Raw genomic sequence first — 21281 nt, 5'->3', positions numbered from 1 at the left:
CGGCGGGATGTACCTAAGTGGAGGATGGACGGTCGATCCCGGCCCGGCAACCATGCGTCGGTGGAGAACGAGCTGAGGAATCCGGCGGACGCGCCGCCCGGTCGGACATCGGTCGGCCGACGCGTCGGCGCCCTGGCGTTGTCGGTGACGGGTATGGCGGCATTGCTGGCCGCCCAGTTCACGACCCTGTGCATCGTGACCGCGGGCAACGGCGGGACGGCGTTCCTGCTCGGCCGGGCGGCCGAGGTGAAGACCCGGTCCTACGACATCGCCGCGTTGTCCGGGTCCGCGACCGGACTCTTCGTCAGCTGGGCCCTCCTGCTCGGGATGTTCGTGGTGGCTTGGGCCAGGCCGAAGCTGCGCCGCGTCGCGTCCTGGGTCGCCCTGGCCGCGCTGGCCGTGTCGGTGCTGCTGCTCTTCGATCTGGCCCGGTCGGCAATCCCGTTGGCCGGCTGGCATCCCGACGAGCGGCCCCGCGTGGAGTTGGCCCTCGGCGGGTGGCTGTCGCTGACCGGGGGAGTCCTGCTGACCGCCGCTGTGTTGGCCCTTTCCACCCGGCTACCGGTGACCGGTCGTCTTCCCGGGGTCGAGGCGCCCGTACCCGCGGAGCCGGTGACCGGCGGCGGGCCGTCGGCGGCGTCGGCGGACGGCCCGGTGACCGGTCCCACGCCGTCGGCGGCGCCGGCCGGATACTGGTCGGCACGGCCCGAGTGGGTGCCGTGGTGGCGCCGGCGCGGCCCCGTCACCGGTGTGGTGATCGGGGCGGTGGTGTTGGTGTTCACCGCGGCTGCGGGGATCTGGTTGGCCGTGCACCAACCGGGTCCGGAACCCGACCTGAAGCCGATGCTGGTGTCCGCTCCCCAGGGCGCCACCCGGGTCGTTCAGCTCGGCGGCGGACCGGACTCGCCCGGTGCCGGGGAGTTGGCGTCGTTGACCGGAGGCGTGCCATTCTGGTCCGGGTCGCTCCGGCGCTACGGGATACGCCAGCTGGCGGCGGTCGGCTGGGCCACGTCCGACGGCACCGACGTGGCGGTCGTGTTGAGCCGGTTCGATCGCGACTCCGCCGACAGCCTCTTCAAGGAAGTCGGCCTGCTCCAAGGCCCGCTCGGTGCCGGGGTCGTCGTGTCGGACGTTCCCGGTGTGCCGGCGGGGAAGTTGTTGACCATCAGCGCCGCGGACCCGGCGGGTCGCGTGCAGACCATCGCACTCGCTCGCCGCGGCGATCTCGTCGTCGTCGTCCAGTCGCTGGCGCGCCCGCCGGCGGACACCGCCATGATCAACGCACTCGTCCGGGAGCAGTACGGGCGCATGTGACCTCCGTCGAAGCGGCCATGCCCGGCACCGGCACGGCGATGCCGGTGCCCGGCGACGGTCAGGAGTGGTGCAGGGCCTCCCTCAGCATGCCGGCGGCCTGGGCGGTGGCCGCCCTGGCCGCGCTGGTTCCGGCCAGCGCGTCCAGCATCACCAGGTCGTGGATGGCGCCCTGATAGCGCACCTGGGCCACCGGTACGCCGGCCTGCCGCAGCTTCGCCGCGTACGCCTCACCCTCGTCCCGCAGCACGTCGGCCTCGTTGGTGATGATCAGCGCGGGGGGCAGTCCGCGCAGCTGGTCCAGGCTGGCCCGCAGCGGTGACGCCATCGGGTCGGACCGGCGGCCGACGTCCGGCAGGTACTGGTCCCAGAACCACATCATCAGGTCGCGACCCAGGTAGTAACCCTGGGCGAACTCGCGGTACGAGCCGGTGTCGAAGTCGGCGTCGGTGACCGGGTAGAACAGCACCTGCGCCCGGAACCGCGGCCCGTTGCGGTCCTTGGCCATCCGGGCCAGCACCGTCGCCATGTTGCCGCCGACCGAGTCGCCGGCCACCGCCATCCGGTACGGGTCGAGCCCGAACTCGGAACCGTGCTGCTCCAGCCACTGCGCCACCGCGTAGCACTCCTCCAGCGCGGCCGGGAAGCGCGCCTCCGGCGAGAGCGTGTAGATCGGGAAGACGACGGCGGAGTCGGACCGGACCGCCAACTCCCGGACCAGCCGGTCGTGCGTGACGGTGTCACCGAACACCCAACCCGCGCCGTGGAGGTAGATGGTCACCGGCAGCGGGTTCTCCGTACGCTTCGGCGACACGGCGTCCTGCGCCATGTCCCGTACCCGTTCGCGCAGCTTGCCCCGGCGGGCGCCGTCCTGACGGCCGGGTGGCCGGATGATCCGGACGGCCACCTGGCCGGACGGTCCGCCGGGCACCATGATGTCCTCGATGTCCGCGTCCGGCCGTGGCACCTTGCCGGCGGACTGGAGTTCGTCCAGCCTGCCCCGGCCCTGCTCGGGGCTGAGCTGGAACAGGAACGGCGGGTTGGCGGTCATCTCGGCCACCTGCTGACAGGCCGGTTCCAGGACCACGCTCGTGACGGCCTGAGCCATGACGGCTCCTCCTCTCGCCCGCTGATGTCGCGGTCGGTGCGACCTGTCGACTCCCCGCAGGGCCGGCTTCCTAACGGCATCCGGACCGCGAACCGAAGCCTGGCCCGAAAAGTGAACAAAGCTCTTCTAGTCACATTTGCTGCCCGGGCAGTTTGCGCCCGGTGCCCAGGACTCGGCGCCGCACTACCGCGCCCTCGGCGTCGGCGTCGGCGTCGGCCAGTTCGTGCTCGGCGTTTGCCGGCCTGGCCTTCAGCGTTTGCGGTCCGGTGTCGTCGGCGTTTGCGTTCGGTGGGCCGCGGGTTTGCCGCGCGCCGGGCGAGTTTGTGAACGTTTATTGCTGTTGGAGTGACAACAAACGTTCACAAACCCGAGGTCCGCCCTTCCCGATCGATGAGGCGGGCCCGGTGGTTCGGTTTGTGAACGCTTGTTGCTGCTAGTGCGACGCTAGATGTTCACAACCGCAGGGCCGTGCGATCAACTCTCCGCGACGTACGTTCCACGCTGGGGAATGGTGACCACCAGTCCGCGCTCGCGTAGCAGGGCCATCGCCGCGCGGACGGTCCCGCGACTTACCCCGTATTCCTGCTGCAGTGTGGATTCGCTAGGTAACGGCTGCCGTGGAGCGAGGTCGCCATCCGCGATGCGGCCTGCGAGGAGGTCCGCGAGCTGCACGTAGAGCGGCGTCGGGGACATCAGGTCGATCATGAGCCAAACGATATGGACGAACCAGACGCACAAGTCGTGGGGTACGTGCTAGACGTACAGGACGTTCATAACGTAGCTTTGAGTGATCGGTGTCGTTCGAAGCGTGTCGAGAGGTCGCTCAGCGGCTACGAGAGTGACTGACAGGCGGCGCACGGCTAAAGACGGCCCCCGGCGAGCGATTACGGCGCAAGCCGGGGGCCTTGATCCACTAACGAGGAGTGGACCCGGATGACAAACTATCCAGTACCGCACCACCCCGGCGACACGCGGTTGTCCGCCGCGCTGCTGGGTGACCTGAGAACCACCCTGCTGAAGCACGGCTATCCCGAGTTGTCACACGTCGACCGGGTCAACCTGGAACTCGTGCTCGGCCGGTTCCTGTACCGCCGACCCTCGCCGTTCCACGACGACGTCCGCCCGGCCAGCGAAGTCACCGATGCCGGCGGGATCACCGACGCCTTCGAGATCACCGACGTCGACGGGAGCGCGGACGTCGGGCGGCTGCCCGACCAGGGCTGGGAGCTTCCGCGACGGGCGCCGGGATGGCCGCTGTGAGCACACCGGACCGGTTACGCCACGCGGACCGTCGCCAGCTTCCGCAGGTCCCCACCCGCAACCGGCTCGCCGGGTCGCGGCCGCCGTGCATACCCAACCAGCGGAACCGGGCGTACGCACCCACCGGTGTCACGTACCACGGTGGTGGCCGCGGGCGGCGGACCCGGCGGTTCCTGCTGGTCGTGGTGGTGAGCGTGCTCGTCACCGCGACCGGCACGGTCTTGGTCGGCCGGACGGCGCCGGGTGGAGGCGCTGAATCGGACCGGACGGTCGGCGTGGGTGAGGTGCTGGATCGGCTCGCCCGGGCTGGGGTCCCGGTGCGGGCGGCGGCGGAGCAGGACGCGGCGACCGATCCCGACCGGCTGGTCGGCAGACCCAACGGCACTTTCTCGCGCGGATCGTTCGAGCTGCCCGGTGGTGATGCGGCTGCCGACCGGTACTCCGTGGGCCGGGGTGGCGTGGTGGAGATCTGGCCGGACGGGGTCGCCGCCCGGCGGCGGTCGCAGGCGGTCCAGGACACGCTCAAAAGCGCGGGTGCCCTGCTCGGGACGGAGTTCCACGTCCGCAACGGCGGCGTGTTGGTGCGGGTCACCGGGCGGGTCGACCCGGCGCTGGAGAGGCAGGTCGAGGTGATCGTCGGGCAGTGGTGACGTAGCAGATCCACAGGCTCGGCGGGAGTTATCCACAGGGCGGTCAGTTATCCACAGGTTGTGGGGGAGGGTCTTGGCGGCGGTCCGGCCAGACCGCACGGTATGCGGGTATCCGTCGCCGTTCCCCGCTGGAGATGTTCGCGATGCCACCCCGTACCTCCGTCCGTCCCGGACGGTTGCCGCTGGTCCTGACCTCCGACGGCGAGCTGCTGGACGAGTTGTTGCGGATCGCCGCGACCGGCGGCACCGAGGTCGAGGTGGTGGCGGATCCGGCCGCCGCCCGGCCCCGGTGGGCCGGCGCGCCGCTGGTGCTGGTCGGGGTCGACCAGGCCGAGGCGTGCCTGCGGGCCCGGCTGCCGCACCGGCCGCACCTGGTGCTGGTCGGCCACGGCGGTTCCGACGACCTGGGCTGGCAGCTCGCCGAACTCATCGGCGCCGGGCACGTCGCGGTACTGCCACCGGCCGAGCCGTGGCTGGTCGACCGGTTCGCCGACACGGTGGCCGATCCGCTCGCCCGTACGGTCACCGGGACCGGGCGGGTGGTCTCGGTGATCGGCGGTCGCGGCGGCGCGGGCGCCAGCGTGCTGGCCGGCGGGCTCGCCGTGACCTCGGCGCGCGCCGGGCTGCGGACCCTGCTCGTCGACGCGGACCCGCTCGGCGGCGGGCTGGACCTGGTCCTCGGCTGGGAGGAACTGGCCGGGCTGCGCTGGCCGGCGTTGACCGAGGCCGAGGGCCAGGTCGACCCGCTGGCCCTGGCCCGGGCACTGCCGAGCCGGGGTGACCTGGTGACCCTGTCCTGGGACCGGGGTGCGCTGCTGGCCCTGCCCGCCCAGGCGATGGCGGCCACCATGGACGCCGCCCGTCGCGGGCGGGACCTGGTCGTGGTCGACCTGCCCCGATATCTGGACGACCCCGCGGTGATCGCGTTGCAGGCGACCGATCGGGCGTTCGTCGTCGTACCGGCCGAGCTGCGGGCCACCGCCGCGGCGGCCCGGGTGGTCTCGGCGGTCGCCCTGCACTGCGGCGACCTGTCGGTCATCGTGCGCGGACCGGCTCCCGGACGGTTGCGGGCCCGGGAGGTGGCCCGGGCACTCGACCTGCCACTGACCGGCATGCTCCGCCCCGAGCCGGGGCTGAGCCGGGGCCTGGAACGCGGCGAGGCCCCCGCCGCCACCGGCCGTGGCCCGCTGGCCGAGCTGTGCCAGCGCATCGTCGCGGAGCTGACCGGTGCCGCCACCGCTGAGGACACCGAGGACGCGGCATGACGGCGCCGCGCCACGCCGCCTCCGCCCGGGACCTCACCCTCCGGGTCCGCCGCCAGTTCGCCACCACCGGCACGGCGGCCTCCCCGGCGGCCGTGGTCTCGGCGGTACGCGAGGAGCCGGCCGCCGCGGTGCTCGGCGACACGGTCGTGCTGCGGATGGCCAACCGGGTGCACGACGAGCTCACCGGCGCCGGCCCGTTGGCGCCCCTGCTGGCCGACCCCGAGGTCACCGACGTCCTGGTCAACGGCGACCAGGTCTGGGTGGACCGGGGCCACGGGTTGCAGCCGGTGCGAGTGCCGCTGGGCGGGCCGGACGACGTCCGCCGGCTGGCCCAGCGGCTCGCCGGGGCCGGTGGGCGCCGACTGGACGAGGGCTGCCCGTACGTCGACGTACGGCTCGGCGACGGGACCCGGCTGCACGCCGTCCTGCCGCCGGTGGCGACCTCCGGGCCGTACCTGTCGCTGCGTACCTTCCGGCAGCGGCCGTTCACCCTGCACGAGTTGGTGGACCGGGGCACCGTGCCGGAGCCGGTCGCCGCACTATTGGCCGCGCTGGTGACCGCCCGGCTGGCCTATCTGGTGGTCGGCGGCACGGCATCCGGCAAGACCACCCTGCTGAACACCCTGCTCGGGCTGGTGCCGGCCACCGAGCGGATCGTCCTGGTCGAGGACGCCGCCGAGTTGCGACCGGTGCACCCGCACGTGGTGGGTCTTCAGGCCCGTACGTCCAACGTGGAGGGCGCCGGGGCGATCGGCCTGAGTGAGCTGGTCCGCCAGGCCCTGCGGATGCGTCCGGACCGGCTGGTGGTCGGGGAGTGCCGGGGCGCCGAGGTGGTGGACCTGCTCGCCGCGTTGAACACCGGGCACGAGGGCGGCGCCGGCACCCTGCACGCCAACACGCCGGCCGACGTACCGGCCCGGTTGGAGGCGTTGGGTCTGCTGGGCGGATTGCCCCGGGCCGCGCTGCACGCCCAGGTGGCGGCGGCGTTGCAGGTGCTGGTGCAGGTCCGACGTACCGCGGCCGGCCGGACGGTGGAGGCGGTGTCGCTCTTGTTGCCCAGTGGCCCGGACCGGCTGGTGACCGTGGTACCGGCCTGGTCGCGTGGTCAGGGTCCCGGCCCGGCCGCCCGGGCGCTGGCCGCGCTGATCGCCGGTCGCGGCGTACGGGTCCCGCCGGTGCTGCCCACGTCGGCTCCCCGACCGGGAGCGTCGTCGTGACGGGGACCCTGCTGCTGACCGCGGGCTGTCTGATGGTGGCGGGGTTGGCCGCTGCCCGGTTGGGTCGGCGCGTCGGGCGATCACGTGGGACGCGGCTGTCTCCGGTCCGGTGGCCGGGCCTGCGGCGGTTGACCCGCCGACGGACGGTTCTCGGGCATCCGCGCTCGGCCGCGGCAACCGGGGCCGCGGCAACCGGGAGACGGCCACGGCGAGCCGGGTTGCCACGGTGGGTCGTGGCCGCACCGCGACGGACGGCCCTGCTGGTGGGCCTGGTGGCCGTGGGCGTCGGCTCGATCCTCGGCGGACCGGTGGGTGGACTCCTGGCGTCCGTCTACGGCGGGCTGGCCACCGGTGCGGCACTGCGTGGCCGGGCCGCCCGGGCGGCCGCGCGCGACCGGCGACGCCGACTGGACGGACTGGCGGCCCTGGCCGCCGACCTGCGTACCGGCCTACCCGTCCCGACCGCCCTCGCGGCATTCGAATCACCCGGCCAAAACGAGGGGCACGCCGGGGGCGACGGGGAACCGGACCGGCTGGTGAGGCTGGCACGGGCGGCCGTACGGCTCGCCGAGCAGACCGGAGCACCGCTGGCCGACCTGCTGGAGCGGATCGAGGGCGACGCCCGCGCCACCGACCGGGGACTGGCGGTGGCCGCCGCCCAGGCCGCCGGCACCCGGGCCACGGCGTGGCTGCTGGCGGTGCTGCCGTCGGGCGGCGTCGCCCTGGGTTACGTCATCGGCGCCGACCCGGTTCAGGTGCTGCTGCACACCCCGGTCGGCGCGGGCTGTGCGCTCGGCGCGGTCGTGCTCCAGGTCGCCGGGCTGGCCTGGACGGCCCGGCTCAGCGGCGGTGGGCAGCGGGTGGTGTCCTGAATGGCGACCACCGGAAACCGTCACGCACGACCGGGTCGGCCGATCACCGGCGACCATCACGCACGGCAGGGTCGGCCGGAGTTGCCGGCCGGCGCGGCTCGGCGGGAACCCGAACCGGGACAACGGATACTCAGGCCGGACCGGATCCGGCTCGCCGCCCTGCTCGGCGGGGTGGCCGCCGCCGTTCTCGTCGGCGGCTGGCTCGGACCGGTGATCGGGTTGGTCCTGGCCATCTGCCTGGATCCACTGCTCCGTCGGGTCGAGTCACCCGACACCCGGCGGCGCCGGGCCCGGGAGGCGGCGGACCTGCCGCTCGCCGCCGACCTGCTGGCCGCCGCGCTGCGGTCCGGCGCGCCGGTCGACCGGGCGGTGGCCGCCGTGGCCGACGCCCTCGGCGGTCCGCTCGGCGGGCGACTGTCCAGTGTGGCGTGGACCATCCGGCTGGGCGGCGAACCGGACGAGGCATGGTCCTACCTGGCGCCGGTCGGTGGTGCCGACCGGCTGATCCGGGCGGTGGTGCGGTCCTCGGCCAGCGGCGCCGCCCTGGCCCGCGCGTTGGGCCGGCTGGCCGACGACCTGCGCACCGACCGGGCGCTCGCCGCCGAGACGGCCGCCCGTCGGGCCGGAGTGCTGATCGTGCTGCCGCTGGGGCTGTGCTTCCTACCCGCCTTCATCCTCGCCGGCCTGGTGCCGGTGATCGTGGCCGTCCTGGGCGACGTCCTGTAATGCCCGCACGCCCGAGCACCGAGATCCCGCGCGAGGCGCGGGATCCGACCGAATCATCAGGGCTTCGCGACGCGGACGCGACCCGATCACGGAGATCCCGCGATGGGATCCGACCGAACCACACACCTCCCGCGACGCGGGAATCCGACCCAACGCAGCGGTCCCGCGAGGCGGGACCCGAGAGGAAAGGAATCCGAGATGCGCAGAATGCTCCGCCGGTTGCGCGGTGACGACGGCATGAACACCGCCGAGTACGCGGTCGGCACGCTCGCCGCCGTCGCCTTCGCCGGCCTCCTGCTCAAGGTGCTCACCTCCGGCACCGTCCAGGCCGCGCTGACCGCGATCATCAACCGGGCACTGAAGTGACCGAGCGATTCGCCGGCCCTCGTCATTGTGATCAGTTCGGGGCCGGCGTGGCCCGGTGGTTCGGCGTCCCTCGCCAACGGGGCGTTGAGATGGTCGCGCGGCTCGCCGGTCCGGACCGTGACCGGGGTTCGTTCACCGCCGAGCTGGCGGCCGGGCTGCCCGCGTTGGTCCTGTTGCTACTGGCCGGACTCACCGCGATCGGCGGTGTCACCACCCGGGCACACTGCCTGGACGCCGCCCGCGACGCCGCGTTGGCGACCGCGCGCGGTGCCGGGGCGGCCGGTGACGGCTCCGAGGCTCCGCCGAATGCGGTCATGGCGGTCGACCTCGACGGTGATCGGGTCAGCGCCACCTGCCGGGCACCGGTACGGGCGCTGGGCGGCAACCTCCCCGCCCTCACGGTCACCGCCACAGCCGTGGCAGCCGTGGAGCCGGGCGCCGTCGTGGATTCCGGTGCGGTCGTGGACTCCGGCGGCGTCGTGGACTCCGGCGGCGTCGTGGACTCCGGCGGCGCCGGGGGAGTCCCCCGATGACGGCCGGTCGGCGCCGACCAGCGGATCGGGGCAGTGCCACCCTCTGGTTGCTGGCGGTGGGACTGGTCCTGCTGGCCGGTGGCGTGGCCGGAGCCGGCGTCGGAGCGGCCCGGGTCGGCCATCAGCAGGCCCGGGTGGCGGCCGACCTCGGTGCGCTCGCCGGGGCGGCGCGGGCCGCCGACGGTGCGGACCGGGCCTGTGCCCGAGCCGCCGATCTGGTCGCCGCGAACGGCGGTCGGCTCGTCGGCTGCGCCGTCGACGGTCTGGACATCCGGATCCGGGTCGAGTCGACGGTCGCTCCGCTGCCCCGGCTGACCATGGTCGCCACCGGCGCCGCCCGGGCCGGCCCGATCCGATCGGGGTGACGATGGCGGTCCACCGGGGCGCCCTGGTAGGCGCCCCGGCCCGGACCGGGTCAGCGGCTCTGCAGGGCGTCCAGGCCCACCGCCATCGCGATCACCAGCCGCCGGTCCAGCTGCGGATGGTGGATCTCCACGACGTAACGGTCCCGCAGGCCCCACTTCTTCACCACCGAGAAGGCCGGCTGCCCGTTCATGGTGAAGTCGAAGTGGTACGGCAACCAGGACAGCGAGTCGACGAACCGGCGCAGCAGGGCCACCGGCAGGCTGCGTTCCTGGCCGGTGAGCTGCCCGAGGCCGGGCTGCTCGACGTGCCAGGTGGAGCGGAGCAGCGACTGGCCGAAGTCCTTGCGGAACAGGCCGATCGCGGCACCGGACGCGTCCGTGACGTCGTACGTCGCGCCGAGGTCGAGCACCTGGCGGGCCCGGAAGCCGAGGACCGGTTGCTGCTTGGAGTCGTCGGTGTAGAGGGTGACCTGCTCCTTGAAGGCCAGCCGCTTCTGCTGGGCGAAGGCGAGCAGTTCGCCCTCGGAACCGTCCGGGGCGACCGCGTGGACCTCGTACTGGTTGACCATGAACCGGATTCGCTGCCGGATCAGCAGGTGCCGCTGGGCCTGGAGCTCGTCAAGTCGCATCGGGTACCTCAACGCTCTGGGGGTCGGGTGGATCGGTGCGCGGCAGTCTTGCACAGCCGGCCCACAGCCACCCACCATTGGGGCATTTCGCAGTCAAGCCATCACTGTGCGTCAGGAGTGGGCAGGTTGGCCAGGACCACGTCGAGGACCCGCACGGCGTCCGACTTGGCCAGCGGGTTGTTGCCGTTGCCGCACTTCGGGGACTGGACGCAGGACGGGCAGCCGGCCTCGCAGCCGCACTCGGCGATGGCGTCGCGGGTCGCGCCCAGCCAGTCCGCCGCCGCCCGGTAGGCCCGCTCGGCGAAGCCCGCGCCGCCGGGGTGCCCGTCGTAGACGAACACGGTGGGTGCCTCGGTGTCCGGGTGCGCAGCCGTGGACAACCCGCCGATGTCCCACCGGTCGCAGGTCGCGACCAGCGGCAGCAGGCCGATCGCCGCGTGCTCCGCGGCGTGCAGGGCGCCGGGCACGTCGGCGTCGGCCACCCCGGCCGCCGCCAGCGCCGCCGGGGAGACCGTGAACCAGACCGCGACGGTACGCAGCTGGCGGGCCGGCAGGTCCAACGGCCGGGTGTCCAGCACCTCGCCGGAGGCGATCCGCCGCCGCTGGTACGAGACCACCTGGCTGGTCACGTCGACCTCGCCGAGGAACATTCCGACCGGGCCGGCGTCCAGGTACGACCGGACCGACACCACCGACAGTGAGGTGACGTCCCGGGCATGGGTGGACCAGTCCGGCTCCTCGGCGTGCACCAGCGCGCAGGCGTCGGCCAGATCCAACTCGTCCACCACGTACGACACGCCCTGGTGCAGGTAGACCGCGCCCGGGTGCACCATGAAGTGCGAGGACGACTCCTCGACGGTGCCGAGCAGCCGGCCGGTCGAGGACTCGACCACGCAGATCGGCGTACCGCCGGTGCCGCGCAGGTCGACCTCGGGCCGTTCCCGGTGCCGCCAGTACCATCCGGTCGGCCGGCGACGCAGCGCACCCGAGGCGACCAGCGCCTCGACCGTCTCCGCCGTACCCGGTCCGAACAGCTCCAGGTCGGCGGTGGTCAGTGGGGCCTCGGCCGCGGCGCTGCACAACTGCGGACCGAGCACGTACGGGTTGGCCGGGTCCAGCACGGTCGCCTCGACCGGGCGACCGAACAGCGACTCCGGATGGTGCACCAGATAACTGTCCAGCGGATCGTCCCGGGCCACCAGTACGGCCAGCGCCTCCCGGCCCGAGCGCCCGGCCCGGCCGGCCTGCTGCCACAACGACGCCCGGGTCCCCGGATAGCCGCAGACCAGCACCGCGTCCAGGCCGACCAGGTCGACGCCCAACTCCAACGCGTTGGTGGAGGCCAGGCCGAGCAACTCGCCGGTCAGCAGCGCGTCCTCCAGGGCGCGCCGCTCCTCGCGCAGGTAGCCGGCCCGGTAGGCGGCCACCCGGGCGCCGAGCCCCGGCACCGCTTCGTCCAGGGCGCGCCGGGTGCTGGTCGCCACCACCTCGGCGCCGCGTCGGGACCGGACGAAGGCCAGGGTGCGTACCCCGGCGGCGACCGTGTCGGCGAGCAGGTCGGCCGTCTCCCGCAGCGCCGACCGACGGACCTGCGGCACCACCTCCGCGACCGGGTCCCGTCCGGCGGCCGGGCCGCCGGCCGCCCCGGCCTCGGTCTCCCGGGTACGCGGACGCGGGCGCTCCCGCCGGTGGCTCGTACCGGGACCGTCGTCGGCCGCCCGCGCGGCGCGGATGCCGCCGTCACCGCTGGCGGGTTCCACGCCGGGATCCGCCGTGCCGGGTTCGAACGCGCCGGGGACCGGCGCATCGGACGGGTGAGTGGGTTGCAGGGGCGGTTCCCAGAGGGCGAAGGTCAGCCCGCCGCGCGGCGACGTGTCCCTGGTTACGGCGGTGACCGGCAGGCCGGTGAGTCGTTCGGCGGCCGTCGCCGGGTCGCCCGAGGTGGCCGAGGCCAGGACGAACACCGGTCGGTCCGGGCCGGCCGGGGCGACGGTGGTGGTCCGCCCGTACCGGTTTGTCTGTCGGCGCAACCGGCGCAGCACGTGCGCGACGTGCGACCCGAACACGCCACGGTAGGTGTGGCACTCGTCGACCACCACGAAGGCCAGCCGGCGCAGGAACGTCGCCCAGGCCGCGTGACCGGGCAGGATCCCGTGGTGCAGCATGTCCGGGTTGGTCAGCACGAAGCGGGAGTGCTGCCGGATCCAGTCCCGCTCCGCGCGCGGGGTGTCGCCGTCGTAGCAGGCCGGACGTACGCCGTCCAGGGCCAGGCCGGCGACGGCGCGCAACTGGTCGGCGGCGAGTGCCTTGGTCGGCGCGAGGTAGAGGACGGTCGCCCGCGGGTCAGCCAGCAACGTGGACAATGCCGGCAACTGGTACGCCAGGGACTTCCCGGACGCCGTACCGGTGGCGACCACCACGTGCCGGCCCTGGTGGGCCAGCTCGGCCGCCTCGGCCTGGTGCTGCCAGGGCGCGGTCACCCCGCGCCCGGCGAGCGCCGCGCGCAACGGCTCGGGCACCCAGTCCGGCCACGGTACGGCGACGCCGGGGCTGGCCGGCAGCCGTTCCACGTGGGTGACCGGGTCGACCGGCCCGCGGTTCCGCAACCGGCGCAGCAGGTCCTCCGGGGCCGGCCCGGCGGTGTCCGGTACGCGCTCGGCCCCGCCGCCGACCGATACTGTGGCTGCGGAGGTCACGCCCTGCACTCTCGCACCGATGAACAGTCGTGAGAAACCCGGGGCGTGGGTAAAGGGGCCCGGGCGGCGGCCCCGACACCCCGCCGACCGGCCGATGGTTAGATGCCCAGGAGCGTTCCCGGCATCGGATGGAGGAGAAGATGGAGCTGTCGCTGGCGACCCGCACCGTCGCCGAGCACACGGTGCTGGAGGTCGGCGGCGAGGTGGACGTCTACACCGCACCCCGGCTGCGGGAACGACTCATCGAGCTGATCGACAACGGCGCCCGTAAGGTCGTCGTGGATCTCGGACGGGTGGACTTCCTCGACTCCACCGGCCTCGGCGTGCTGGTCGGTGCGCTCAAAAGGTTGCGCGCGGTGGGCGGGACATTCGGTCTGGTGTGTGGCAAGGAGCCGCTGCTGAAGATCTTCCGGATCACGGCGTTGGACCAGGTCTTCCCGATCTACCCCACGGTGGAGGCCGCGACCAGCGCGGACCAGGCCGGTTCCGGCGCGTGATGGCGACGGTACGGCTGTCGTTCTCCCCCGCACCGGTGCACGTCCGCACCGCCCGGCTGGTCGGCGTGGCGGTGGCCCGGCGCGCCGGGGTCGCCGAGGACCTGCTCGACGAGGTCCGGCTGGCCATCGGTGAGGCGTGCACCCGCGCGGTCGCCCTGCACAACCAGTACGGCCTGCCGGACCTGGTCCAGATGGAGATGTCCGACCAGGGCCCCTACACCGTCCGGGTGATCGACCGGGCGCCGATCGAGGCCGGACTCGGACTGGCCGCCCTGCCCCCGGACGAACTGGCCGACGAGTCGCTGACCGACGAGGCGCTCACCACCGGGGTGGGCTTCGCCCTGCTCGCCGGTTTCGTCGAGGACCTCACGGTGCGGCCGGTGGACGAGGGCATCGGCACCGAGGTCCGAATGTCCTGGCCGCTGGGCCGTCGACCCGCCTGACCGGGCATTCCATACCGCGTGTCGTGTGCTAACACAATGATGAAGATCATCGCGACACAGTGGGACCGGCGTGTGACCTCCGACACGGCCAGGGCTAGAGTACCCGGGGTGATCAGCAGGTGGCCCGGTTCCACGTGCCGCGGAATCGGGTCGTAACACCCTGCGTGGGGATGTCGGGGCGGTGCTCGCCGCCGACCGACGCGAATGTTCGCCTAACAGGAGGACGGAAATGTCCGGGACCACCTTGGCCGCCGCGGGCGGCGGGCTGTCCCTTACCGGCGCGAATCTGTCGTACGTCATCATCGCCGCGGTCCTCGCGTTGGTGGCGCTCGGCTTCGCCGCCGCCCTTACCAGGGTGGTGCTGGCAGCCGGCAAGGGCACCACGAGAATGCAGGAGATCTCCGCCGCCGTGCAGGAGGGCGCGTCGGCCTACCTGCTCCGCCAGTTCAGAACGCTCGCCATCTTCGTCGTGATCGCGGTGGTGCTGCTCTTCCTGCTGCCGGTGCACGACACCGAGGGCAACGTACTCGCCGTGAAGATCGGCCGGTCGGCGTTCTTCGTGGTCGGCGCGGTGTTCAGCGCGTTCATCGGTGGCGCCGGCATGGCACTGGCCACCCGCGCCAACGTCCGGGTGGCCGCCGCCGCCCGGGAGGCGCAGGGCGGTCGGGAGGCGGCCATGCGGGTCGCCTTCCGCACCGGTGGCGTGGTCGGCTTCCTGACCGTGGGACTGGGCCTGTTCGGCGCCGCCCTGGTGGTACTGATCTTCCGGGGTGACGCGCCGACCGTACTGGAGGGCTTCGGCTTCGGTGCCGCCCTGCTGGCCATGTTCATGCGGGTCGGCGGCGGCATCTTCACCAAGGCCGCCGACGTCGGCGCCGACCTGGTCGGCAAGGTCGAGCAGGGCATCCCCGAGGACGACCCGCGCAACGCCGCGACCATCGCCGACAACGTCGGCGACAACGTCGGTGACTGCGCCGGCATGGCCGCCGACCTGTTCGAGTCGTACGCGGTGACCCTGGTCGCGGCGCTGATCCTGGGCCGCGCGGCGTTCGGCGCGGACGGCCTGGTCTTCCCGCTGATCATCTCCAGCATCGGCGCGGTGATCGCCCTGGTCGGGGTGTTCATCACCCGGCTGCGGCCGTCGGACCGCAACGGCCTGACCGCGATCAACCGGGCCTTCTACATCTCCGCCGCGCTGGCCGCGGTGCTGGTCGCGATCGCCTCCTGGCTCTACCTGCCGGCCACCTTCGCCGGCTTCGGCGAGGAGTTCGCCGGCACCGAGGGCAACCCGCGGTTCGTGGCCATCGGCGCGGTCGTCATCGGCATCGTGCTGGCCGCCGCCATCCAGGCGCTCACCGGCTACTTCACCGAGACCAACCGGCGCCCGGTGCAGGACATCGGCAAGAGCTCGCTGACCGGCCCCGCCACGGTGGTGCTCGCCGGTATCAGCGTCGGCCTGGAGTCGGCGGTCTACTCGGCGCTGCTGATCGGCGCCGGCGTGTTCGGCGCCTTCCTGCTCGGCGGTGGATCGCTCACCCTGTCGCTGTTCGCGGTGGCGCTGGCCGGCACCGGCCTGCTCACCACGGTCGGCGTGATCGTGGCGATGGACACCTTCGGCCCGATCTCCGACAACGCGCAGGGCGTCGCGGAGATGTCCGGCGAGATCGACGAGGCGGGCGCGCGGACGCTCACCGAGCTGGACGCGGTCGGCAACACCACCAAGGCGATCACCAAGGGCATCGCGATCGCCACCGCGGTGCTCGCCGCGACGGCGCTGTTCGGCTCGTACACCGACACGCTGAGCACGTCGTACGCCGACGCCGGGGTCAAGGACGTGGGCGCCGAGATCCTGGGCGCGCTCAACGTGGCCAACCCGCGCAACCTGGTCGGCCTGATCATCGGTGCCGCGGTCGTGTTCCTCTTCTCCGGCCTGGCCATCAACGCGGTGTCCCGCTCGGCGGGCGCGGTGGTGATGGAGGTACGCCGGCAGTTCCGCGAGCTGCCCGGGATCATGGACGGTTCGCAGCGCCCCGAGTACGGCAAGGTGGTGGACATCTGCACCCGGGACGCCCAGCGCGAGCTGATGACGCCCGGTCTGCTGGCCATCCTGGCGCCGATCGCGGTCGGCTTCGGTCTCGGGCCCGGTGCCCTGGCGGCGTACCTGGCCGGTGCGATCGGGGCCGGCACGCTGATGGCGGTCTTCCTGGCCAACTCCGGTGGCGCCTGGGACAACGCCAAGAAGCTGGTCGAGGACGGATCCTTCGGCGGCAAGGGCTCCGAGGCGCACGCCGCGACGGTGATCGGCGACACGGTCGGTGACCCGTTCAAGGACACCGCCGGGCCGGCGATCAACCCGCTGCTCAAGGTGATGAACCTGGTCTCGCTGCTGATCGCGCCGGCCGTGGTGGCGTGGAGCGTGGGCACCGACAAGAACACCCCGCTGCGGATCGCGGTCGCGGTCATCGCGGTCGTGATCGTGGTCGCGGCGGTGGTGTTCAGCAAGCGCAAGCCGGTCGCGATGACGGACACCGACGCCGGGCGCGGTGGCGACGCGGGCAGCGACAGCGCGGACCAGCGGCCCGAGCCGGTCAACGCCTGAGCCGTACGGACAACCGGGCCCCCGCCTCGACCGAACCGGGTCGAAGCGGGGGCCCGGTGGCGTTCCGCCGGATGCCGCGCAGCTAACCACTGGCGCGTCGGGCTCGACGCCGTACGCTGCTTCGCATGCGTACGCCCCGCGCGACGACCGCCGGAAAGCCCGCGGTCGTGCTCTGCGTTCTTCTCCTGCTGCTCGGCGCCTGCGCCTCGGGCCCGGCGCCGCAGGCTTGGGCGGCGACGGTCTGCGGGGCGCTCGGTCCGTGGCGCACCGAGATCAGCCGGTTGACCACCAGCAGCCAACAGCAGATGACCGCCAAGACCACTCCGGGTCAGGCCAGGGAGAACCTGATCCGGCTGCTGAGCGGCGCGGAACAGGCCACCGAGACGGCCCGGCGGAAGATCGAACAGGCCGGGGTGCCCGACGTGGCGAAAGGGGACGCGGTGGCCGGCGGGTTCCTCTCCTCGCTGACCGCGGTACGCGACGCGTACGGAAAGGCCAAGACGGCGATCGCCGGGCTGGACACCGGCCAGGCGAAGCCCTTCTACGACGGGGTGGAGGCCACCATGAACACCCTCAACGCGGAGTACAAGGCGAGCGCGCTGGACACCCGTAACCTCGACTCGCCGGAGCTCAAGAAGGCCTTCGACGAGGTCCCGGAGTGTCGCTGACGCCGCCCACCGAGTCACCAGCGCCGGCCTCGTCCACCGAGCCGGTGCCGTCGGCCGCGCCCACCGAGCTGTCCGCCGAGCCGGCCGCGCTGTTCGTCGAGCCGGACGACCGGTCGGCCGAGCGGTCCCGCCGGGGCGCGGCCACCGCCCGGCGCCGGCACGGCGGTGCGTCGGCGGCCGAACCGGACGACCGCCCGGTGGAGCACGCCGGCCGCGGCGCGTCCGCCGCCGAGGCCGATGCCGGGCGACAGTTGTCGCTGTTCGGGGTGGCCGCCGTCGAACCGTCGCCGGCCGACATCGCCGGCCTGCTCGCCGGGCCCGGAGTGATCGTCCGGATGGGCGGCACCGCCCGGGTGTCGGTCGAGGTCGACGCCGGGTGGCGGGTGCACGTACTGATCGCCGAACTGGGTCGGCGCGGCGTGGCGGCGAGCTGGGTGGGCACGCCGACCGAGGGGTACGCCGTGCGCACCTCGTACACCGCGATCCTGGCTCCGCTCGGGCGGGGCTGGCTGCGCGGCGAGGTCAAGCGGGCGCCGGCCGGTTTCCACCTGAACGGCGCCCGGCTGCGGCTCTGGGTGGCCGCCGCCGGGATCATGGAGCCGGGCGGCCTGCTGCTCCGGCTCGGCCTGCCCGACGAGGCGGACCGGGCGACGGCGGCCGCGACGCTGACCGGCCTCGGGCTGGCGGGTGACCTGGTGGAGACCGGCTCGGGACCGGGCTACCGGATCACCGGCCGGCGCCGGCTGGCCCGGCTGACCGAGCTGGTCGGTGACCCACCGGCGGCGGCCCCGCCCGGCCAGTGGCCCGGTACGGCCGGTTGACGGACGGCAATGTCTGATCTAGGACACTCGACACGCGGGTTTTGCCGGCAGATTGACGGATATATAGGCCTTCACGAGTGAGTGATCCGCACGGTTGCCCGCGCGACGACAGGGCAGCGGTGTACGGTGTCGCCGTTCGGCACGACCGCCCGTGCGGCGTGTCGACACCCCGCGTAACCGCTGCTGGGTGGTGCTGTTCGTCGCCCGGCCGTCCCTCGGGTACGAGGGCGCGTTACGTTGGAGGTTCGACCCGTGGGCCGGGCAGGCCCGCCACGGGTGGTGGCCCGGCCACGACGGTGAGCCGGGTCAGGATACTGCGAGTGAGGTCGGGAGAGACGTGCCGAGCAACGCCAGGAGCACCCGTCTGGTCATCGTCGAGTCGCCGGCGAAGGCCAAGACGATCTCGGGCTATCTCGGCCCGGGGTACGTCGTGGAGGCCAGTTTCGGGCACGTCCGGGACCTGCCCAGGAACGCCGCCGAAGTGCCCTCGGGCTACGAGAGCAAGCCGTGGGCCCGGCTCGGCGTCGACGTGGACAACGGCTTCGCCGCCCTCTACGTGGTCTCACCGGACCGCCGCAAGCAGGTCACCAAGCTGCGCTCGCTGGTGAAGGAGGTGGACGAGGTCCTCCTCGCCACCGACGAGGACCGCGAGGGTGAGGCGATCGCCTGGCACCTGGTGGAGACCCTCAAGCCCAAGGTGCCGGTCAAGCGGATGGTCTTCCACGAGATCACCCGGCCGGCGATCCAGGCCGCCGTGGCCAACCCCCGCGAGATCGACCGGGACCTGGTGGACGCCCAGGAGGCGCGCCGGATCCTGGACCGGCTGTACGGCTACGAGGTCTCCCCGGTGCTGTGGCGCAAGGTCCGCAGCGGCCTGTCCGCCGGGCGGGTCCAGTCGGTGGCCACCCGGATCGTGGTGGAGCGCGAGCGGCAGCGGATGGCGTTCCGCAGCGCCGAGTACTGGGACATCCTGGCCACCCTCGCGGTGCAGGGCCAGGTCGACGGGCCGCGGACCTTCAACGCCACCCTGGTCGGGCTGAACGGCGACCGGATCGCCACCGGCAAGGACTTCGAGCCGACCACCGGCCGGGTCAAGCCGGGCGCCGGGGTGGTGCACCTGGACGCCGACGGGGCCCGGGGGCTGGCCGCCCGGCTGGAGGGCCGGCCGTTCACCGTCACCCGGGTCGAGGAGAAGCCGTACCGGCGCCGGCCGTACGCGCCGTTCATCACCTCGACATTGCAGCAGGAGGCGGCCCGTAAGCTGCGCTTCTCCTCGCAGCAGACGATGCGTACCGCGCAGCGGCTCTACGAGAACGGCTACATCACCTACATGCGGACCGACTCGGTCAACCTGTCGGAGACCGCCGTGGCCGCGGCCCGCCGGCAGATCGCCGAGCTGTACGGCCAGCGCAGCGTCCCGCCGGAGCCGCGCCGCTACACCGGCAAGGTCAAGAACGCCCAGGAGGCGCACGAGGCGATCCGCCCGGCGGGGGACAACTTCCGTACCCCGGGCGAGGTGGCGAAGGAGCTGTCCGCCGAGGAGTTCAAGCTCTACGAGCTGATCTGGCGGCGGACCATCGCCTCGCAGATGACCGACGCGGTCGGCTCCAGCGTGTCGGTGCGGATCCGGGCGATCTCCACCGCGAGCGAGGAGGTCGACTTCGGGGCGACCGGCAAGACGATCACCGACCCGGGCTTCCTGCGGGCGTACGTCGAATCCTCCGACGACGAGAACGCCGAGGCCGAGGACGCCGAGCGCCGGCTGCCCACCTTGGTCAAGGACCAGCCGCTGACCGCCGAGCAGCTCGCCGCGCAGGGGCACAGCACCCAGCCGCCGTCCCGCTACACCGAGGCGTCGCTGGTCAAGGCGCTGGAAGAGCTGGGCATCGGCCGCCCGTCGACGTACGCGTCGATCATGCAGACGATCCAGGACCGCGGGTACGTCTTCAAGCGCGGCCAGGCCCTGATCCCGTCCTTCCTGGCATTCGCCGTGGTGGGGCTGCTGGAGCGGCACTACCCGCGGCTGATCGACTACAACTTCACCGCCGCGATGGAGAACGAGCTGGACGAGATCGCCGGTGGCGACCACGCGGCGATCGACTTCCTCACCGCGTTCTACTTCGGCGGCACCGGCCGGGGCGCCGGGGACGAGGAGATCGCCCGGTCCGGTGGCCTGAAGAAGATGGTCACCGAGAACCTGAGCGAGATCGACGCGCGCAGCGTCAACTCGATCCCGCTGTTCACCGACGACGACGGCCGCGAGGTGGTGGTCCGGGTCGGCCGGTACGGGCCGTACCTGCAGAAGGTCCAACCCGGTGCGGCGGCGCAGCCCGCGACGGCCGAGCGGACCGGCGCGGAGGGCGAGGACGGCGGCGCCGGCGCGACCGCCGAGGACCGGGTGTCGATCCCCGAGGGCCTGGCGCCGGACGAGCTGACCCCGGAGAAGGTCAACGAGCTGTTCCTCGGCGGCGGTGGTGAGCGCAAGCTCGGCGAGCACCCGGAGACCGGCGAGCCGATCCTGCTCAAGTCCGGCCGGTTCGGCCCGTACGTGGCCAGTGGCGAACGCAAGTCGTCGCTGCTGCGGACCCAGTCACCGGAGTCGCTGTCGTTGGCCGACGCGCTGCGGTTGCTGACCCTTCCCCGGACGGTCGGTACCGCCCCGGACGGCGCCGAGGTGCTGGCCGCCAACGGTCGCTACGGCCCGTACGTCAAGAAGGGCGACGAGTTCCGGTCGCTGGAGTCGGAGGAGAAGCTCTTCACCGTCACCCTGGACGAGGCGCTGGCGCTGCTGGCCGCCCCGAAGACCCGTCAGCGCCGGGCGGCGGCCCCGCCGCTGCGGGAGATGGGCGCGGACCCGCTCACCGAGAAGCCGTTGGTGATCAAGGACGGCCGGTTCGGCCCGTACGTGACCGACGGGGAGTACAACGCGTCGCTGCGGCGCGGCCAGACGCCGGAGGACCTGACCCTGGAGCAGGCCTCCGAGATGCTGGCCGAGAAGCGGGCCAAGGGGCCGGCGAAGAAGGCGACCAAGAAGGCGGCGAAGAAGACCGCCGCCGGCGAGAGCACCACGGCTGCGAAGAAGGCGGCGGCCAAGAAGACGACGACGGCCAAGAAGACGACGACGGCGGCCAAGAAGACCACGGCCGCGAAGTCGACAACGGCGGCCAAGAAGGCCACCCCGGCCAAGAAGGCCGCCCCCCGCAAGGCCACCACCCGCCCCACCGAGTAGTCGGGGGAGGGGCCGAGAGACCTTGG

General features: G+C 73.0%; 20 protein-coding genes. 16 read left to right on the top strand and 4 right to left on the bottom strand.

What is annotated here, in order from left to right:
- The first annotated feature begins 60 nt into the window (after positions 1 to 60).
- Positions 61 to 1314 carry a hypothetical protein gene (locus ACFOX0_RS18225; RefSeq protein ID WP_377547323.1) on the top strand — a complete coding sequence of 418 codons (1254 nt, stop codon included), beginning with the start codon at positions 61 to 63 and terminating at the stop codon, positions 1312 to 1314.
- Positions 1315 to 1372: 58 nt separating this feature from the next.
- On the opposite strand, the gene ACFOX0_RS18220 is transcribed toward ACFOX0_RS18225, so the two are convergent.
- The gene (locus tag ACFOX0_RS18220; RefSeq protein WP_377547320.1) at positions 1373 to 2419 is read right to left on the bottom strand and encodes an alpha/beta hydrolase; all 1047 of its coding nucleotides are present in this window, start codon (positions 2417 to 2419) and stop codon (positions 1373 to 1375) included.
- A 474-nt stretch (positions 2420 to 2893) separates the two neighbouring features.
- A complete protein-coding gene (locus ACFOX0_RS18215) occupies positions 2894 to 3124 on the bottom strand; it encodes a GntR family transcriptional regulator (protein WP_377547317.1) in 231 nt (76 codons plus the stop codon).
- Between the two features lie 228 nt (positions 3125 to 3352).
- Here ACFOX0_RS18215 and ACFOX0_RS18210 point away from each other — a divergent pair, with 228 nt between their 5' ends.
- The 9 genes from ACFOX0_RS18210 to ACFOX0_RS18170 all read left to right on the top strand — a co-directional run bounded on the left by ACFOX0_RS18210 (position 3353) and on the right by ACFOX0_RS18170 (position 9673).
- The gene (locus ACFOX0_RS18210; RefSeq protein WP_377547314.1) at positions 3353 to 3679 is read left to right on the top strand and encodes a hypothetical protein; all 327 of its coding nucleotides are present in this window, start codon (positions 3353 to 3355) and stop codon (positions 3677 to 3679) included.
- Positions 3676 to 4329: a hypothetical protein gene (locus ACFOX0_RS18205; protein ID WP_377547312.1), complete on the top strand. Its 654-nt coding sequence runs from the start codon at positions 3676 to 3678 to the stop codon at positions 4327 to 4329. Before ACFOX0_RS18210 ends, ACFOX0_RS18205 begins: the two co-directional genes overlap by 4 nt.
- 188 nt (positions 4330 to 4517) lie before the next feature.
- Positions 4518 to 5594 (top strand): septum site-determining protein Ssd, encoded by a 1077-nt coding sequence (gene ssd / locus ACFOX0_RS18200; protein ID WP_377547395.1) that lies wholly within the window; start codon positions 4518 to 4520, stop codon positions 5592 to 5594.
- Positions 5591 to 6811, top strand: a complete 1221-nt coding sequence (locus ACFOX0_RS18195) for a TadA family conjugal transfer-associated ATPase (protein WP_377547310.1) — start codon at positions 5591 to 5593, stop codon at positions 6809 to 6811. Before ssd ends, ACFOX0_RS18195 begins: the two co-directional genes overlap by 4 nt.
- Positions 6812 to 7044: 233 nt before the next feature.
- Positions 7045 to 7683: a type II secretion system F family protein gene (locus ACFOX0_RS18190; RefSeq protein WP_377547307.1), complete on the top strand. Its 639-nt coding sequence runs from the start codon at positions 7045 to 7047 to the stop codon at positions 7681 to 7683.
- Positions 7684 to 8409 (top strand): type II secretion system F family protein, encoded by a 726-nt coding sequence (locus tag ACFOX0_RS18185; protein ID WP_377547305.1) that lies wholly within the window; start codon positions 7684 to 7686, stop codon positions 8407 to 8409.
- Positions 8410 to 8607: 198 nt separating this feature from the next.
- Positions 8608 to 8775: a DUF4244 domain-containing protein gene (locus ACFOX0_RS18180; protein ID WP_377547302.1), complete on the top strand. Its 168-nt coding sequence runs from the start codon at positions 8608 to 8610 to the stop codon at positions 8773 to 8775.
- 89 nt (positions 8776 to 8864) lie between these two features.
- The gene (locus tag ACFOX0_RS18175) at positions 8865 to 9308 is read left to right on the top strand and encodes a TadE family type IV pilus minor pilin (RefSeq protein ID WP_377547299.1); all 444 of its coding nucleotides are present in this window, start codon (positions 8865 to 8867) and stop codon (positions 9306 to 9308) included.
- Positions 9305 to 9673 carry an Rv3654c family TadE-like protein gene (locus ACFOX0_RS18170; RefSeq protein ID WP_377547297.1) on the top strand — a complete coding sequence of 123 codons (369 nt, stop codon included), beginning with the start codon at positions 9305 to 9307 and terminating at the stop codon, positions 9671 to 9673. The genes ACFOX0_RS18175 and ACFOX0_RS18170 overlap by 4 nt, the downstream gene beginning before the upstream one ends.
- A gap of 50 nt (positions 9674 to 9723) precedes the next feature.
- Here the strand turns inward: ACFOX0_RS18170 and ACFOX0_RS18165 are convergent, their stop codons facing one another.
- Together ACFOX0_RS18165 and ACFOX0_RS18160 are read right to left on the bottom strand one after the other, a co-directional pair.
- Complete coding sequence (locus tag ACFOX0_RS18165) at positions 9724 to 10302, bottom strand: hypothetical protein (protein ID WP_377547295.1); 579 nt, start codon at positions 10300 to 10302, stop codon at positions 9724 to 9726.
- A gap of 101 nt (positions 10303 to 10403) precedes the next feature.
- Positions 10404 to 12998 (bottom strand): DEAD/DEAH box helicase, encoded by a 2595-nt coding sequence (locus ACFOX0_RS18160; protein ID WP_377547293.1) that lies wholly within the window; start codon positions 12996 to 12998, stop codon positions 10404 to 10406.
- A 140-nt stretch (positions 12999 to 13138) separates the two neighbouring features.
- Between ACFOX0_RS18160 and ACFOX0_RS18155 the strand changes: the two genes are divergently transcribed.
- From ACFOX0_RS18155 to topA, 6 genes are all read left to right on the top strand, one after another.
- Positions 13139 to 13495 carry an STAS domain-containing protein gene (locus ACFOX0_RS18155; protein WP_377547290.1) on the top strand — a complete coding sequence of 119 codons (357 nt, stop codon included), beginning with the start codon at positions 13139 to 13141 and terminating at the stop codon, positions 13493 to 13495.
- On the top strand, positions 13492 to 13938 hold the full coding sequence (locus ACFOX0_RS18150) for an ATP-binding protein (RefSeq protein ID WP_377547288.1): 447 nt from the start codon (positions 13492 to 13494) through the stop codon (positions 13936 to 13938). The genes ACFOX0_RS18155 and ACFOX0_RS18150 overlap by 4 nt, the downstream gene beginning before the upstream one ends.
- A gap of 229 nt (positions 13939 to 14167) precedes the next feature.
- Positions 14168 to 16537 (top strand): sodium-translocating pyrophosphatase, encoded by a 2370-nt coding sequence (locus tag ACFOX0_RS18145; RefSeq protein ID WP_377547285.1) that lies wholly within the window; start codon positions 14168 to 14170, stop codon positions 16535 to 16537.
- Positions 16538 to 16662: 125 nt separating this feature from the next.
- Positions 16663 to 17205, top strand: coding sequence for a hypothetical protein (locus ACFOX0_RS18140; RefSeq protein WP_377547282.1), 543 nt, complete (start codon positions 16663 to 16665; stop codon positions 17203 to 17205).
- Positions 17196 to 18026, top strand: coding sequence for a hypothetical protein (locus ACFOX0_RS18135; protein ID WP_377547279.1), 831 nt, complete (start codon positions 17196 to 17198; stop codon positions 18024 to 18026). The genes ACFOX0_RS18140 and ACFOX0_RS18135 overlap by 10 nt, the downstream gene beginning before the upstream one ends.
- Before the next feature lie 337 nt (positions 18027 to 18363).
- Positions 18364 to 21255 (top strand): type I DNA topoisomerase, encoded by a 2892-nt coding sequence (gene topA / locus ACFOX0_RS18130; protein ID WP_377547393.1) that lies wholly within the window; start codon positions 18364 to 18366, stop codon positions 21253 to 21255.
- The last annotated feature ends 26 nt before the right edge of the window (positions 21256 to 21281 follow it).

The sequence above is a fragment of the Micromonospora zhanjiangensis genome, assembly GCF_042650605.1.
GTDB classification, from domain to species: domain Bacteria; phylum Actinomycetota; class Actinomycetes; order Mycobacteriales; family Micromonosporaceae; genus Micromonospora_J; species Micromonospora_J zhanjiangensis.
This window is presented reverse-complemented; position numbering and strand designations above follow the sequence as displayed.